The sequence below is a fragment of the Antarctobacter aquimaris genome, assembly GCF_900184945.1.
In the GTDB taxonomy this organism is placed as follows: domain Bacteria; phylum Pseudomonadota; class Alphaproteobacteria; order Rhodobacterales; family Rhodobacteraceae; genus Maliponia; species Maliponia aquimaris.
The window spans coordinates 514,952-530,681 of the sequence record NZ_FXYF01000002.1 but is presented as its reverse complement, the minus strand read 5'-3'; the positions used below and the strand labels follow the sequence as shown (position 1 = coordinate 530,681).

The 15,730-nt window shown below is 68.3% G+C and carries 9 protein-coding genes; 7 read left to right on the top strand and 2 right to left on the bottom strand.

Features of this window, described 5'->3' with window-relative positions:
- Positions 1-16: 16 nt before the first annotated feature.
- The 7 genes from MAA8898_RS05260 to MAA8898_RS05230 are packed head-to-tail and all read left to right on the top strand — an operon-like array spanning position 17 to position 6,094.
- On the top strand, positions 17-388 hold the full coding sequence (locus tag MAA8898_RS05260) for a TIGR04076 family protein (RefSeq protein WP_094019918.1): 372 nt from the start codon (positions 17-19) through the stop codon (positions 386-388).
- Entirely contained in the window at positions 385-1,467 is a 1,083-nt protein-coding gene (locus tag MAA8898_RS05255; RefSeq protein WP_094019917.1) for an aldo/keto reductase, read from the top strand. The genes MAA8898_RS05260 and MAA8898_RS05255 overlap by 4 nt, the downstream gene beginning before the upstream one ends.
- Positions 1,460-2,233 (top strand): ABC transporter ATP-binding protein, encoded by a 774-nt coding sequence (locus MAA8898_RS05250; protein ID WP_094019916.1) that lies wholly within the window; start codon positions 1,460-1,462, stop codon positions 2,231-2,233. Before MAA8898_RS05255 ends, MAA8898_RS05250 begins: the two co-directional genes overlap by 8 nt.
- A complete protein-coding gene (locus tag MAA8898_RS05245) occupies positions 2,226-2,948 on the top strand; it encodes an ABC transporter ATP-binding protein (protein WP_094019915.1) in 723 nt (240 codons plus the stop codon). The genes MAA8898_RS05250 and MAA8898_RS05245 overlap by 8 nt, the downstream gene beginning before the upstream one ends.
- Positions 2,948-3,859, top strand: coding sequence for a branched-chain amino acid ABC transporter permease (locus MAA8898_RS05240; protein WP_245853243.1), 912 nt, complete (start codon positions 2,948-2,950; stop codon positions 3,857-3,859). The genes MAA8898_RS05245 and MAA8898_RS05240 overlap by 1 nt, the downstream gene beginning before the upstream one ends.
- Entirely contained in the window at positions 3,856-4,806 is a 951-nt protein-coding gene (locus tag MAA8898_RS05235; RefSeq protein ID WP_094019914.1) for a branched-chain amino acid ABC transporter permease, read from the top strand. The genes MAA8898_RS05240 and MAA8898_RS05235 overlap by 4 nt, the downstream gene beginning before the upstream one ends.
- Positions 4,807-4,825: 19 nt before the next feature.
- Positions 4,826-6,094 carry an ABC transporter substrate-binding protein gene (locus tag MAA8898_RS05230; protein WP_094019913.1) on the top strand — a complete coding sequence of 423 codons (1,269 nt, stop codon included), beginning with the start codon at positions 4,826-4,828 and terminating at the stop codon, positions 6,092-6,094.
- Between the two features lie 77 nt (positions 6,095-6,171).
- Here the strand turns inward: MAA8898_RS05230 and MAA8898_RS05225 are convergent, their stop codons facing one another.
- Positions 6,172-6,351: a hypothetical protein gene (locus tag MAA8898_RS05225; RefSeq protein WP_094019912.1), complete on the bottom strand. Its 180-nt coding sequence runs from the start codon at positions 6,349-6,351 to the stop codon at positions 6,172-6,174.
- Complete coding sequence (locus MAA8898_RS05220) at positions 6,348-15,704, bottom strand: Tc toxin subunit A-related protein (RefSeq protein WP_094019911.1); 9,357 nt, start codon at positions 15,702-15,704, stop codon at positions 6,348-6,350. Before MAA8898_RS05220 ends, MAA8898_RS05225 begins: the two co-directional genes overlap by 4 nt.
- Positions 15,705-15,730: the final 26 nt, after the last annotated feature.

Below are 15,730 nucleotides of genomic sequence, written 5' to 3'. Positions count from 1 at the left end.
GCAAGGCGGCAGGCACATGCAGGACAGCGACGACCCCGGTTTCTGGCTCTACGACCTGAGGGTCGAGACGGTGCTGGACGGCCGCACGCCGGTCTGCCGCCATGTCGAGGGCGAAGGCTTTGACGTGGTGGGGGAAACGCTGGTGTTCGCCGAGGGCGCGCGGGTGTCGATGTATGCCTTGGCGGCCTTGTTGCCCCTCTTGCCGGCCAAGCAGCGCGCCACGGATGCGCAGGACTGGATGACCACGGATGCCGAGATTGCCTGTCCCGATCCGCATTGCGGCGGGCGGTTCCGGGTGACGCGGACCGGGCGGCGCCGGTTCTCGCACGCCGCCACCACCGGCCTGCCCGAGGCGCGCGACACCCCCTACTGGAAGGACGAGACATGAGCGTCGAGAGCGCGACCCTGCGGCCGGGCCACCGGGTGTCGCGGGTCATCAAGGGCGGCTGGCAGCTGGCCGGGGACCATGGCGAGGTGCTGCGGAGCGAGGCCGTGCGCGACATGGAGGCCTTTGTCGACGCCGGGATCACCACGTTCGACTGCGCCGACATCTACACCGGCGTCGAGGAGATGATCGGTGAGTTCATCGCCGACCTGCGGGCGCGGCGGGGGCCTTCGGTGGCCGAGCGGGTGATGGTGCACACCAAGCTGGTGCCCGACCTCGGGCGGCTGGCCGACATCCGCCCCGAAGAGATCGAGGCGATTGTCGACCGCTCCTTGATGCGGCTGCGGATCGAGCGGCTGCACCTGGTGCAGTTCTACTGGTGGGACCTGGCGCAGGGCGATCCGGTCGCCGCCTTCGAGGTGCTGAAGGACTGCCAGCGCAAGGGCAAGATCGGCAACCTGGGGACAACGAACTGGGACGTGGCCGAGACGCGGCCCTTTGTCGACGCGGGCTATGACCTGGTGTCGACGCAGGTGCAGTATTCGCTGCTGGACCGGCGGCCGGAGCATGGGCTGGCGGACTGGGCGCAGGCGCACGGGCTGGGGTTGCTCTGTTACGGCACTTTGGCGGGCGGGTTCCTGACGGAGCGCTGGCTGGGGGTCGAGGATCCCGGTTTTGCCTTCGAGAACCGGTCGCTGGTGAAATACCGTCTGATCATCGACGAATTCGGCCCCTGGGCGCATTTCCAGACGCTGCTGCTGACCCTGCAGGACATCGGCGCGAAACACGGCGTGTCGCTGGCCGCCGTCGCCACGCGCTGGGTGCTGGACCGGCCCGGCGTTGCCGCCGCCATCGTCGGCGCGCGCTATGCCCGCCACCTGCCCGAAACGCTGGCGGTGTTCTCCTTTGCGCTGGACGACGAGGACCGCGCCGCCATCGACGCGGTGCTGGCCAGTGCCCCCGGCCCGCAGGGGCCGGTGTTTGGCCTGGAGCGGGACCGCACGGGGCGGCACGGGCGGATCATGAAATACAACCTCAACACCCGGCCCGACGACAAGGTGCTTGGGAGCGCCGATGGCTGAGGTCATCCTGTCCACCGATGCGGTCTCCAAGACCTTCGGCGCGCTGAAGGCGGTCGACGGTGTGTCGATCAAGGTCCGGGCGGGGACGATCACCGGGCTGATCGGGCCGAACGGGGCCGGCAAATCGACGCTGTTCAACCTGCTGGCCGGGGTGCTGCCGCCGGACGCGGGCCGCGTGACGCTGGGCGGCGAGGATGTGACGCGGCTGGCACCCGACATGCGCTTTGCGCGCGGCCTCGGGCGGACGTTTCAGCTGCCGCGCCCATTCGCGCGGATGAGCGTGCTGGAGAACGTCATGCTGGCGCCGCTGGCGCAGACCGGGGAGCGGCTGGTGGGGCCGCTGCTGTTTCCGTCGCGCGTGCGGACCGAGGAACGGCGCATCCGCGACCGCGCCCGCGAGGTTCTGGACTTCGTCACGCTGCTGCCGCTGGCCGATCACGCGGCGGGCAAGATCTCGGGCGGGCAGATGAAGCTGCTGGAGCTGGCCCGCGTGCTGATGGGCGACCCGAGGGTGATCCTGCTGGACGAACCGGCGGCGGGGGTGAACCCGGTGCTGACACAGGTGCTGATCGGCAAGATCGAAGAGCTGAACGCGGCAGGCAAGACATTCGTCATCATCGAGCACGACATGGATTTTGTCATGCGCCACTGCGACCCGGTGATCGCCATGGCCGAGGGGCGGGTGATCTTTGAAGGCACGGCAGAGGCGGCGCGGGCCAACCCGGCGCTGCTGGACGCCTACCTGGGGGCGCCGGTCGATGTCTGAGCCACTGCTGCGCGTCGAGGGGCTGACGGCGGGCTATGTCCCCGACCTGCCGATCCTGCGCGGCGTGTCGGTGGCGGCCGAAGAGGCCAAGATCACGCTGGTGATCGGGCCGAACGGCGCGGGCAAGTCGACGCTGATCAAGGCGGTGGCCGGGCTGATCCCGGTCAGCGCAGGCCGTGTGACGCTGGCAGGGCAGGAGATTACGGGCAGCCGCCCGGACCTGATGGCGCGGCACGGCATGGCCTATGTGCCGCAGACCGCCAACATCTTTCGCAGCCTGACCATCCGGCAGAACCTGGAACTGGCGGCGCGGCGTGTGCCCGGCAGCGGGATCGACCCGCTGCTGACCCGCTTTCCCATGTTGGGAGAGAAACTGAAGGCGCGCGCGGGCACGCTTTCGGGCGGGCAGCGGCAGGTGCTGGCCGTGGCGATGGCGCTGGCGGCCAACCCCTCGCTGATCCTGATGGACGAGCCGTCGGCGGGCTTGTCGCCCATCGCCACGCAGGAGGTGCTGGGCCTCGCGCGCGAGTTGACGGCGGAGGGGGTGACCATCCTGCTGGTCGAGCAGAACGTGAAGGCGGCGCTGAAGATCGCGGACCATTGCTATATCCTGGCCGAGGGGCGCAACCAGCTGGACGGGCCTGCGGCGGACCTGCTGGGCGATCCGCGCGTGGCCGAGATCTACCTGGGCGGACGACGGAGAGAGGCCAGCTGATGCAGCAGATCGCCGACGGCATCCTGACCGGATCCTTCCTGTCGTTGGGCGCGATTGGCCTGACGCTGGTCATGCACATCCTGCGCTTTGCCAACTTTTCCCATGCCGAGCTGCTGTCCATCGGTGCCTATGCCGCGCTGGTGTTCGATGCGCTGTTCAAGGCGATCCACCCGGTGCTGGCGACCAAGCTGGGGCCGCTGCTGCTGACGCCCGCGCTGGCGCTGGCCATCGTCGCGGCGATGCTGGTGACGGCGGCGACGGCGGTGCTGTTCGACGTGCTGGTGTTCCGCCGCGTGCGCGAGAAGGGGGGCGAGCTGTCGATGGTCTTTGCCTCCTTTGGCATGGCGCTGGTGATCCGCAATGTCATCGGGTTGATCTTTGGCCTGTCGAGCACGCTTTATTCGCGCGACATCTCGTTCGCCATCGTGGTCAGCCGCGACCCGCTGCTGCTGGTCAAGCCGGACCAGATCTTCGTGCTGATCGCGGCGCTGGTGATCATGGGGCTGTTGCACCTGGTGCTGTCGCGCACGACCTTTGGCTATGCGCTTCAGGCGGTGGCGGAGAACCCGGCGCTGGCGCAGGTCAATGGCGTGAACCTGTCGCGCATGATCGCCGCGACCTGGGTGATCGCGGGGGCCTTGGCGGCGGCGGCGGGGGTGTTCTACGGGCTGTCCTACCAGATGATCCCGGTCATGGGGCGCGACCTGGTGCTGCCGATCTTTGCCGCGACCATCGTCGGCGGCATCGGCAGCGTCTACGGCGCGGTGCTGGGCGGGTTCATCGTCGGGCTGGCGACCAACCTGTCGGTGCTGGTGCTGCCCTCGGGCTATGCGCCGGCCGTGCCCTTCCTGCTGATCCTGGCGGTGCTGATCGTGCGGCCCTATGGGTTGTTCGGTGAGGCGCGCTCATGATCGGGGTGATCTCCTACCTGGTGTTCTTTACCACGGTGGCCTCGATCCTGGCCATCGCGGTGCTGGGGCTGAACCTGCAATGGGGCAAGACCGGGCTGTTCAACGGCGGGGTTGTCGCCTTTTTCGGCGCGGGCGCCTACGGCACGCTGATCCTGGGCGGCACGGCGCAGGAGGGGCACCTGGGCGGCTACGGGGTGATCTACCCGCTGGCGCTGCTGGGCGGCATCGCGGCGGCGGCGGCGCTGGCCTGGGCGGTGGGCGTGCTGACGCTGCGGCTGCGGCACGACTACCTGGCCATCGCCACATTCGGCGTGGCGGTCGCCTTTGAGAACCTGATGCGCAACGCCGAGTGGCTGGCGGGCGGGGCGAAGGGCGTGCGTGGCTTTCAGCGGCCCCTGCGGGAGGTGCTGGGCGACGGGTTCCTCTACAACCTCGGGTTCCTCTGTTTCGTCCTGCTGTGCCTCGTGGCGGTCTACGTGCTGCTGGAGCGGCTGTCGCGGTCGCCCTTTGGCCGATTGCTGCGCGCCATCCGCGAGGACGAGGAGGCGGCGCAATCGCTGGGCAAGCGCCCGGCGCGGGTGCGGCTGACCGCCTTTGTCGCCGGCAACGCGGTGCTGGGGCTGGCGGGCGGGCTCTACGGCACCTTCTATGCCTTTGTCAGCCCGCAGGACATCCTGCCCACGCTGACCTTTCAGATCTGGGCCATGCTGATCGTCGGCGGCGCGGGCAACAACCGGGGCGCGATCATGGGCACCTTTCTGATCTGGGGCGCCTGGACCGGATCGGGCTGGGCGCTGGCGCGCTATGCGCCGATCGAGGCGCAACTCTATACCGGCTCGCTCCAGTTCGTGCTGATCGGGTCGGTCATCGTCGGTATGCTGCTGTGGAGGCCGCAGGGCCTGTTCCCCGAGCGGCTTGTCGTGTCACAATCGGAAAAAACCGTCTAGGACAACAGGGAGAACTGGAATGACTCAACGGAAATCGGCGCTTCGCGCGCTCATGCTGGGCAGCGCCGCCGGCCTGTCGCTGCTCGCCTCCGGCGCATTCGCGCAGGAGTGCACCACCAAGATCGGCGCCGTGCTGCCGACCTCCGTCGACTGGGGCCGCCCCATCGCCGAGGTGGCGCAGTTTGCCGTGGACCAGGTGAACGAGGCCGGGGGGGCGGCCGGCTGCAAGATCGAGATGGTGCTGCGCGACAGCCAGGTCGACCCCAAGGTCGGCGTGGACGCGGCCAAGGCGCTGGTCGACCTCGAAGGCGTCAAGGTGCTGCTGGGCGCGGTGTCGTCGGGCGTGTCGATGCCGATCCTGACCTCGGTCACCGCGCCGTCGGGCGTGATGCAGATGTCGTGCTGTTCGTCCTCGACCGCCTTTACCAAGCTGGCGCAGGAGGGCGGCACCAAGGGGCTGTGGTTCCGCACCTTCGCCACCACCGCGGTGCAGTCTGCCGTGGGCGCCAAGGTGGCGCAGGACAAGGGCTACAAGTCCGTCGCCATCCTCTACAAGAACGACGACTGGGGCCAGGACATGGCGCGGCTGATCGCGGCCGATTTCGCCGCCGTGGGGGTCGAGGTCACCGCCTCTGTCGCGATCAACGACGCGCAGCCCTCCTACCGCGCCGAAGTGACCGAGGCGCTGGGCTCGCAGCCCGAGGCGCTGTACCTGGCGCTCTACCCGGCCGAGGGCACCTCGGCGGTGCGCGAGTGGATCTCGCTGGGAGGCACGCAGAAGATGATTGTCGCCAACTCGCTGAAATCGGACGAGTTCCGCGACAATGTGGGCTTGCAGTACCTGGGTGAGACGCTGGGCACCGACACCGCCTCGCCGCGCGCCGAAAGCGCCGATGCCTTCCGCGCGCGCTATGTCGAAAAGTTCGGGTCCGAGCCGAACGGGCCGGGGCTGGCCAACAGCTATGACGCGACGATGATCGCGCTCCTGGCGATGGAAGCGGCCGGGCCGGACGCCTCGGGCGCGGATGTCGCCGCCGCCGTGGCCAGGGTGACGGATCCGGCGGGCACGCCGGTCAGCGCCGACGCGGCCGGTTTCGCGCAGGCCAGGGAGGTGCTCGCCGGGGGCGGCACCGTGATGTACCAGGGCGGCACCGGCAACGTGCGGTTCGACGCCAACGGCGACGTGTCGGCGCCGGCGGTGGTGTGGTCCTTTACCGAGGGCGGCACCAGCGAGGTGGAATACATCTCGCTCGACGATGTCGACGCCTTCATCGCCTCGCTGCGCTGATTCTTGACCGACCGGCCCGCCCGCACCCGGGCGGGCCGGTTTCCCTTGCCCGGCGCGGCACCGTTTGATCGGCGCGGTCAGCGCTTCTCCTCTCGCGGGGCGCTGTCCTTGAGGTGGACCCCGCCCGCCGTGTCGAAGACCAGGTCCGCGCCGCAGGCGGGGCAGGGCGAGCGCAGGTGCTGGATCAGCCCGAACCAGCGCCGCGTCGCGACGAGCGGCGCGGCGCAGCGCGGGCAACGGGGTGCTGCGCCTCTCATGACACCGAGACGCCGATCACCAGGCTCAATTCCTCCAGCGCGGCCAGATCGCCGGCCGCCACGGTCAGGGTGACGGGCACATCGAGCGCCAGGCCCGGGTGATCGTTGTGGTTGAGCTGCCACTCCGGCGAGAAGTTCAACGACACGTCCGTGCCGCCGACGCCGACCGTGAAGCTGGCCGGAGCGCCGGCGACCTTGGCGAGCAGCGTGGTCGTGCCCAGCACCGGCGTCAGCGGCTGCAGGGCATAGGGCAGGCGGTCCCTGGTGAGGGTCAGCGTGGTCGTCCCGGTCGATTTCAGCGCATGCCAGGCATTGTAGTCGTCGCGCTTGAGATCGACCATCACGTGCATCCCGGTCTTGGCCAATCCCTGTGCGATGTCCTGCAACTTCGCCTTGAGCGTGGATTGCGCCAGGCTGCGCAGGCTGCTGCCGCCGTCGCGGGCGGTGTAGCGCACATGCACGATGACATCCGAAATCGTCGAATAGTCGAACTGCCGCACCGTGTCGGGGAATTCCAGCCGCCAGTCGCCGATCGCGCCGGTGCCTTCGAAGGGCAGATACCTGTCGTCGCGGAAGCTCAGCTCGAACAGGCCGGTGTCGTTTTGCCCCGACGAGGTCGCGACCGATTGCGTGGCGCCGATATCATAGGCAAAGCGGGTGTCGTTGCCGGGCGCCTCTTCGTATTCGGCCTGCGGCGTCATCGCGCCAGCGGCCTTGGCGGTGCTCTTGCGATAGCGGTTGTTCACCTGGCTGAGCCGCGCGCTGACCGAGGCGAAAGGCCCGGCCACGCAGGGGATCGAGATCGCCACCGATTTCACGCGGCGGAAGTAATGGCCGGGATGGTCCATGTCGTAGAGCGCTTCGGGGATTTCAAAGTCGCAGGTGCCCGAGGTCTTGAGCCTGGTCAGGGCCAGCGGATCGAGCTGGCGCAGCGAGACATGCTTGGTGATCTCGTATTCGCGCCGGTTCGCCTCGAGGTAACGCGTCTCCATCCGCTTTATGTCGTGCAGCAGCTTGTTGGCCGTCTGCAATCCCTTTCGGCGGCTGTCCCAGTAGCCGAATTCGAGGAAGGTCTCGCTGGAGCCCAGTTCGTGCTGGTAGCACCGTTCGGCTTTCCTGGCGGTGTCGTAGGCCAGCTGGTAGGCGCGGTAATAGACCTTGGTGATGTCATTCGCCATCCATTGATAGAGTTCCCGGCTGGTGTACTTGTCCTCCAGGAAGGTGCCGATTTGCTCGGCGTGATCGGTCTGCACGTCATGCACCTCGAGCGCCTTGACCGCGATGTCGCGGCGCAGCCCGGCGGCGACGATCTGTTGGTCGATATGGGCCAGTTCCAGGGACGTCTGCCGCGCTTGCAGGTCGGCGTCGTCCTTGGTGCGGTCGAGACGGCCCAGGGTGCCGGCGCGGGTGGCCTCATAGGACGCGATGCCGCTGAAGATGCTCAGAACCGTCGCCGCCGCCTCGGCGACGGTGGCGAGGGTCGAGCCGCCAAAGGTGGCATGCACCGCCGGGGAACCGCCGGCGCCGTGACCGCCGAAGGAGATGTCGGGGATGATGCCCAGCACCGCGCCCGTGGCGCGCACGATCCCGGCGGCCATTTCGAAGTCCTGCGCCTCGGCCAGCTTGTCGAGGTTGAGCTGTTCGTTGGCGTTGATGCGTTCGAACGCCGTGTAGAAAGCGTTGCGCTCTTCGGTGATGGCGCGGGTCTTTTCCAGCACGGTGATCTGTTCTTCGGCGGCCTCGATCTCGAGCTCCTGGAGGCTGCGCTGGGCTTTCAGAAGCTGCACCTCCAGATCGTTGCGCAACAGCGCCAGGGCCTCGGCGTCCTTTTTCTCGAGCGCGGCGAGCAGCGCGTTGCCGAGCGCGCGCACCTCCTGGGTCAGCTCGGTCGCCTTGTTGGCCATGACCTGGAACCGGTAGGCCGGCAGGGGGCCGTTCATCCCCGCCAGGATCGACGAGAGCGACAGGCCCGCCGCCGCCGCCCGGACCAGCATGCCGGGGTCGATCGGCGGCGCGAACAGCGCCAGGACCCGTTCGACGCCGTCGATGTTCTGGCTGTTGCGGATCTTGAACAGCCGGTCCTCGACGGTATCGTAGTATTTCAGCATGTTCTCATTCGGCGGGATGCAGAAATAGAGGCTGGACAGGGTGACCGGCGGCGCGGGCAGCTCATCGCCGCCCTCGGGCAGGATCCCGAGGTCCGGCAGGTAGGTTTCGAGTTCGACCAGGGCATTGCCGAAGGCATCGAGATCGGCCTTGAGCTGGGTGTAGGTCTGGGCGGTCACCGCGACCGGCGGTTTCACCGTGCGCGGCTTGGGGCCCAGCAGCTTGTCGGCCAGGATGTAGAGCTGCGTCGCCTGGGTGATGCTTTCCATCGTGTCCTGGCGGAACAGGTAATCGCCCCAGTCGATCAGCGTGCCGATATAGCTCATCACGGTGGCGCGCTGGTAGGCGACGGGCCGGAACCGCGCGACCACATGCGGCCGGAACGGCTTGCGCCGCCATTCCGCGATCGCGACCTCAAGCTCGTGGCGTTCGGGGGATGCCGGATCGGCGACATCGGTCAACAGCCGGTCGATCCGCTGGGCGAGGTAGTCGCCGCTGGTGGCCTGGAAGAACGGCTTTGTGACCCAGTATTTCTGCGGCGCGTCGCCGTCCAGCGTGCCGGTGGGATTGAAGATCCGGTGATACCATTCCATCGCCTCGTCAAAGCGGTTTTCCGAGGCCAGCCGCTTGGCGATCATCAGCGGCGTGTGAAAGAACAGCTCCCAGTTGTAGGCCGCATAGCTGCCCGAGGAGGAGAAATCGACATCCTCGACGGGATAGGGCTGGGCCACCAGGGACGTGGGATCGAAGGTATCGTCAAAGTCGAAGGCGGTGATCTGCAACTGGCTGTCGCGCGCCATCATCTTGTCGATGCCGGACTTGTAGAGCGTCGCGCGCAGCGGGCAGACCAGCGGGTGATAGAGGTTTTCGAACCGCTCGGCGAAGCGCAGGCCGAAATAGCGCTGGATCTCGTCCCGGATGTCGATGAAATCGGGATCCTCCAGCAGGTCCGAAAGGACCGCTGCGGGATCGGGGGCCGGTGTGGCGGTCAGCCGGGCGACGTACCTGGCGACCAGCGCCAGGATATCCTCGACCAGTTTCAGGATGTCGGAAAAGGTCCGCTTGGTCTTGCCGCCGTCATCCGGGCTGTAGAGACCGGGCACGACGGCGTAGGCGCGTTCGCTGTCCTCGAAGAAATAGGGCAGCCAGGTGCCGAGCGGCAGCTTGATGTAGCGCGCCGCCGCAACCGAACTTGTCGAATGGGCGCTGTAGAGCAGCGCCTGGAGGAACAGGTACAGCAGGTCGATCAGCGTGATCACATGCGGGTGGGTGACCCGGAAGGTGCCGGGGGTCGTCCGCAGCCGCGTGGCGAAGCCCCAGAAGGTGATCATGTTGCGGATCGCCAGGCTGTCGGCGCCGTCGCGGCCCAGCTCGACATAGCGTTGCGCGGCAAGTTCGGTGTCGAGGTAATCCGGGTAGAAATCGCGCAGCGATTCCTGCGCGGTTTTCAGAAGCTCGGGGTAGCCCTTGCAGCCCGCCACGTCGAAGATGCCGTCGCGGGTGTGGTATTCGGCGCCGTCGATATCGGTGTGGAACAGCCAGATCTGATCGTCGAACTGGCTGTAGATCAGGTTGTATTGTTCGCGGTCCAGCCGGGACGGATCGGTGGTGTAGGTCTCGGGCGTGACGATGGCATCCTGCGATATCTTGCGCGGCTTCCAGTCGCCATTGGCGTATTCGCTGACCGCCAACTGGATGCGCAGCCGCATCGCCGGGTTCTGCATGGTGCCCGACGAGGGGCTTTCGGAGACACCCGGCGTCACGACGTCCTGGTCGGGCTTGGATTCCTCGCTGATGACCGGCCAGGCCAGGTTCAGCCGTCCACGCCGGACAAAGGCCAGCAGGGTGTTGCTGGTGATGTCCACCTCGACCAGCGACCAGGGCGACCAATAGCGCTCTTTCTCGAAGGTGCGGTAGTAGTACTGCGCCGGATCGCCGCCCTTGGTGCGGGCAAAGACGTGCATGGTGTAGGTCTCGGACTGGTAACAGCAGGCGACGACCTCGAGAAAGCTGATCCCGTCGAGCCCTTCGAGATACCGCGCCAGCGCATCCTCGGCGGTGATTTCGGTGACTTCGTTTTGCAGCAGCGTGTCTTCGAGCGCCTCGAACAGGAAGGACTTGTCGTCGAGAAGCTCCGGCTCGATCCAGTTTTCGGGATAGACGAAAACCTTGCGGTTGGCCTCCCAGACCCGGTAATTCCGCATCCAGACCCATTGCTCCCAGCCGGTGTCGCCGGTGTCGGCCGCCGCCTGCGGTTCGAGTCCCATGCGGCTGCGTTCGACGAACAGCTGGATCGTCCCGTGCGCCTGCACGATCCGCGACGAAGGCATCCTGGCCTCCATCTGGGTGTCGATCAGGAAATGGTCGTAAAGATCGTTTGCGGTGGTGAATTCCGGCCGGGTGGCCAGCAGGTAGGCGACCAGCGCGTCGCGTTTCTTGGGGCGGATCGCATCCATGATCTCGCCCAGGGTGGTCAGCCAGGTCGTTTCGGCATAGCGCGCCTTGAGCCCGGTACGCAGGCTCGCCGTCTGGGTCGCCGTGAGCACGGGCTGCGCGCAGGACGCGGCTTCGGCCACGGTGGCGTTGAGCGCGCGCAGATGCGCGAGACAGCGGGCGAGCGCCTCCCAGGTTTCGGGCAGATGCCATTGCGACAGGTTCGGTGTGGACCAGCCGAAATGCGCATCGAGGTCGGCCAGCGTGGCGCGGTCGCGCCCGGTGAGCCGCGCCAGCGCGTCGAGCCAGGCGTCGCGCGTCGTGCCGGCCCCGGGCAACAGCGCATCGAGCGTGGCGCGCAGGGTGATCGGCACGGCGGGATTGGCGGGATCGGGCATCGGCGGATACGCCGCGAACAGCGCCAGCGCCCGGCTGAGGCGGTCCCAGTGCAGGTGGGGGACCGCGGCCTGCCCGCCCTGCCAGGGCAGGCTGTCGATCTGCATCCAGCCCAAGTCGGCCGCATGTGCCATCACCCAGGCCAGGTCGTCGGGCGCAAGGTCGGTGGCGGACAGGACGGCAAAGACTTTTTGCAGCAGCCGGATTGCCGCGTATTGATCGGCGAAGGCGGCCGCGGTGATCGCCGGCGGGGCGGCGGGATCGCCCGCAGTGTCGATCAGGGCATCGTCGGTCAGGAGCGCCGACACCAGCGGCTGGGCCGGGCCCGGCTGGCGCAGCCTGGCGGCGGCGAGGACAATCTCGACCGTATCGCCGTCGGCGCGCGAGAAATCGGCGATCGCGTCGCGCAGGGCGGTGGCCTTGGCGCGGCCGTGCAGATGCGCCGCGATCGCCGCCAGCAGCGTGTCGGCAAAGGCCTTTTGCGCGGTCTCGCGCGTGGCCGGCGTCGCCGCCGCGAGGATCGCCGCCGCAGCCGGGACGATCCCGGCGACATCCAGCGCGCCACCCAGCAGCCCGGTCAGTGTCGCCGCGGCGTCGGGATCGGGCGGCGAGGTCCAGTCGGCGTCGTAGATGCGCAGGACCGTGTTGGCGTCCTCCTCGCCCATCTCGGGCAGGCGCAGCAGCCGGTCCTTGATCGGCGCGCGCAGCTCTGCGGCGGACAGCCCGTCGTCGTAGGGCGATCTGGCTTCGGCAAAGGCGTCCTGGTAGGCGCCTTGCAGACCCTCCAGCAAGGCGGTGATCGTCTCGTCCCGGATCTCGCGCTGCGCCGCATCCTCGCCGCCGTGTTCTAGCAGAAAGGGCATGTCGGCCAGCGCGACCGGGCCCGACCGGGCGTGGTCCAGATCGTCGAGGAACGCCAGCATTTCCGCCGGCGCGGCCGTGGGAACCCGTCCGCTGCGCCGCAGCAGGGTCAGGTAGTCCCTGGCGGTGAGCTTGCGCGCCTCGATCAGCCGCGCGGCGGCGGTGAGCGTGCTGAGATTGGCATAGGTCAGCTGATCGTCGGTCAGCGCCGCGACCAGCCTGTCGAAATCCGTGCGCGCCAGGCGCAGGATGGCGGCCAGCGCGGCGGCCGCCGCCGAGAGCGTGCCGCCCGCGCCGACCTGGTCGACGCCGAGCAGCGGCTCGACATGGCCCAGGGTGCCGGCGTTCTGGAACAGCCGCTGGTAAAGCGGTCTTTCGTCCGTGCCGGTCAGCTGGGTCCGGTCGAAATCGCCGAAACAGCCGGTCAGCACCTCGGGGGTGAGGCCGGTCCTGCGGGCCAGCCGCTGGATGTCGGCCACGTGGACCAGCGCCTGGTTGTCCAGCGTGCCGTTGCCGAGCCGAGCCTGGGTCAGGACGGAGTTCAGCACGACGTCGCGCCAGCCGGTCGCCTTTTGCAGGCGCAGGAAGCGGTGGATCCGGTCGAGCGCGGCCGCCGACAGCCCGGCGACGCGCTTTTGGTCCAGATCGCAGCTCAGGTCGAGATGTTCGATGAACATCGCGTCCGCCGGGTCGATGAAGGACATCTGCAAGAGCCGGTCGAGCGCGTCGTAGCTCAGCCCGGTCTTGTCGAGCAGGGTCGACACGACCGCCATGTCCGCGACGACACTGACCGCGGGCAGGCCCCAGACCCCGTCCTGCGCGGCGCTGCCATCGGTGACGATGACCGTGCGCGCCGCCTCGGTCAGCCCCAGCTCTTCGGCGGCGATGGCCGCGGCGCCGGGTGCGCCGCCGGTTTCGAAATCGCGCATGAGGCTGGCGCGGCGGACCCCGAACCGGTCAAAATAGGCGCTGGCCTCGCAATGGTTCAGATCGAAGGGCAGGGCAAAGGCATAGCTCTCGGCAGCGAGGGAGGCATAGGCCTGGGCGTTGACGTATTCGGGCGCTGCGGCGCGCTCCTGCGCGGTGCCGTGGGTCTGCCGCAGCCGGGTGATCGACCAGGTGTTGCCGCCGGTGTTGGTCAGCTTGGCGGTCAGCGCGCTGTCGCGCAGGATCAGGTCGCCGGCGCTGCCCGCCTCTTGCAGGATGGCCTTGTCGGTCACCGCCCAGCCCTGGGCCTGGACCAGCGACAGGAGCGGGGCCGGAATGACCGTGCCGGCCGCGAGCGCACCGTTGAAGACGACGCCGGGCAGCGGCGCGATCGCGTGTTCCAGGATCTCGCAGGCCAGGTCGATATAGGGCAGCGGCGTTTCGGCATTGGCGCAATCGAGATCGAGATCGAGGATCTCGCCTCGGCGGGCAAAGAGCACCTCGTGCGCCTTGTTCACCCGCGCGGGCGGTGTCTGGGTCAGGTCGACCATGTCGCGTTGACCGAGGTATTCGATGATCTCGACCAGGTAGGCGGCGGGCGACAGGACCGAGCGGCAATGCGGGCAGGCGCAGGTGTCCACGCCCTTGAACAGCGATTTGAGATTGGGGAAGTCATCCGCAAGGGTCGCGGATTTCAGCTTCAGCGTGGCCGATGTCGACACCGCCGGCGCGCTGCCCAGCATCGCCTGGATATCGCCCGAAATCATCAGGGCGGCGGAATGGCTGACCTCGGCGCGGGCAAAGGTGGCTTCGGCCTCGGCGCGGCTGAGACCGGCCTTGGGCCCGATCTCGTCGACGAACCGTGCCTTGCCGCTGCGCACCACGTCGGCGGCCGAGCCGAGTTTCTGCTGCAACAGCCCCTCGGCGCGGTCGAGATCGGGGGCGATCCGCATCACCCGTTGCACCTTTTTCAGATCGGCGAGCATCTCGCGGTCGGCGGGCCGGGTCAGTTTCTTGTCGGCAAAAAAGTGATCGAGCCGGGTCGTTTCGATCCTCAGATCGGGGAAACGCTCGAACAGGGCGGCGGTGCGCTGCGGATCCCGGCCGAGCCTGCGGCCCGAGGCGAGCCTGCCGCGCAGCGCCTCGGTGGGGTGCAGCGCCTCGGCCTCGCGTGCGAGTTTCCGGGCGCGTTGGGTCAGCGCCTTGTCGCTGGCCTGCGGATCGGCCTTGCGCAGCGCCTGCCGGAGCGCGCTGTCGTCGAGACCGGCCAGCCTGGAAGGGTCGAGGTCAGCGGCCCTGGCCACCTTTTCCAGTGACGCGCCGCCGCCCAGCAGCCCTTCGGTGATCACCTCGGTCACCGGGTCGTCGCCGGTTTCGCCCGCGCCGGACGGGTCGCCGGGCCGGGTCAGCTCGGCGATGACGGTTTCGATATCGGTGCCGTCCCGCAGCAGCCCGGCGAGCCTGCCCAGCCGGTCCGGCGCGGCGAGGCGGCCGATTTCCCGCGCGATCAGAGTGGGTTCGCCGGTGTCCTTGCGGGTTTCGGCCGTGTCGCGGAGACCTTCGAGGACGTCGCGCAGTTTCTTGACCTTGCGCACCGCGGCCTTGGGCACGATCCGCGCCTCGGCGGCGGCCTTGACGTCGCGGGTGATCTGGTCGCCGGGAACCAGCGCCGCATCCAGCAGAATGCCGCGCAGATCGTCGTCGAGACGGATCTCGGGGCGCGACGGACGCAGCGAGGGCGTTTCACGGCCAAGAAACGTGTCCATGCGCAAGAGCGCGAACAGCACGGCGGGATCGGTGCCGGTTTCTTCGGCCAGCCGGTGGGCCATGACAAGGTGTTCGATCTGGATGCCGGGGGTCCGGGTTTCGCGCGACAGGAAGGTGATGTCGTCGCGCGCGCCGTTCTCGCTCAGCTCGGTCAGCGGCACGTCGCGGATCAGCGGTTTGAGCGTGTCGAGCAGGCGCTCGAACAGGCTTGTGGCCTCGGCCGGGGCGGTGTCGAGCCGGATGTCGATCCGGGCCTCGGGACCGGCGTTGAACAGGATCTGGTCGGGGCCGGGATGGTTCAGCGCGACCTTGCCTTCGGCATCGAAGACCCGCACCACGAGATCGGCATAGTCCTTTTCCGCGGCGGCAAAGGATTCCCGCGTGTAGGTGACCGAATAGCGGCCGTCCTGCGCGGTCAGGGTCTCGCCCAGCAGGGTTTCGGAGCGCATGTCGCGATCGAAGACACGCACCCGCAGGCCCGCCGCCGGGCGCGGCCGGGCCGTGCCGTGCGTGACCTGGCCAAAGACCGCGCGCGCGCCCTGCATGTCGTGGCCCTGGGAGTCGAGCCCGACCCGCAGGGCAAGCCCTTCGGTGGCGTCGCCGACGCGCCAGGCGACCGGCGGATCGACCCGCACCGGCGTGCCCCGGGCCACCACGCGCAGATCGACCGGGATGTCCTTTTCCTTGAGGATCTTGGCCAGGTTTTCCGCAATGACCAGCGTGAAGGCGCCGCCGCGCAGCACCGGGGCCGCAGCGATCCGCCGGGCCGGGTCGGAGGCGGTTTCCCAGGCCTCGACGCGGGCATTCGCAAGCCCCAGGGGCGAATTCGGTGCAATAACCTTACCGGTGAGGATCAAATCCATGGCGGCGTCCTTTCTCGTGACGGCGG

Excerpts from the sequence above, each read along its gene's own strand:
- MAA8898_RS05225 (WP_094019912.1), bottom strand. The coding sequence starts at position 6,351 with ATGAGAGGCGCAGCACCCCGTTGCCCGCGCTGCGCCGCGCCGCTCGTC.
- MAA8898_RS05240 (WP_245853243.1), top strand. The coding sequence starts at position 2,948 with ATGCAGCAGATCGCCGACGGCATCCTGACCGGATCCTTCCTGTCGTTG.
- MAA8898_RS05235 (WP_094019914.1), top strand. The coding sequence starts at position 3,856 with ATGATCGGGGTGATCTCCTACCTGGTGTTCTTTACCACGGTGGCCTCG.
- MAA8898_RS05260 (WP_094019918.1), top strand. The coding sequence starts at position 17 with ATGCAGGACAGCGACGACCCCGGTTTCTGGCTCTACGACCTGAGGGTC.
- MAA8898_RS05245 (WP_094019915.1), top strand. The coding sequence starts at position 2,226 with ATGTCTGAGCCACTGCTGCGCGTCGAGGGGCTGACGGCGGGCTATGTC.
- MAA8898_RS05220 (WP_094019911.1), bottom strand. The coding sequence starts at position 15,704 with ATGGATTTGATCCTCACCGGTAAGGTTATTGCACCGAATTCGCCCCTG.
- MAA8898_RS05255 (WP_094019917.1), top strand. The coding sequence starts at position 385 with ATGAGCGTCGAGAGCGCGACCCTGCGGCCGGGCCACCGGGTGTCGCGG.
- MAA8898_RS05230 (WP_094019913.1), top strand. The coding sequence starts at position 4,826 with ATGACTCAACGGAAATCGGCGCTTCGCGCGCTCATGCTGGGCAGCGCC.
- MAA8898_RS05250 (WP_094019916.1), top strand. The coding sequence starts at position 1,460 with ATGGCTGAGGTCATCCTGTCCACCGATGCGGTCTCCAAGACCTTCGGC.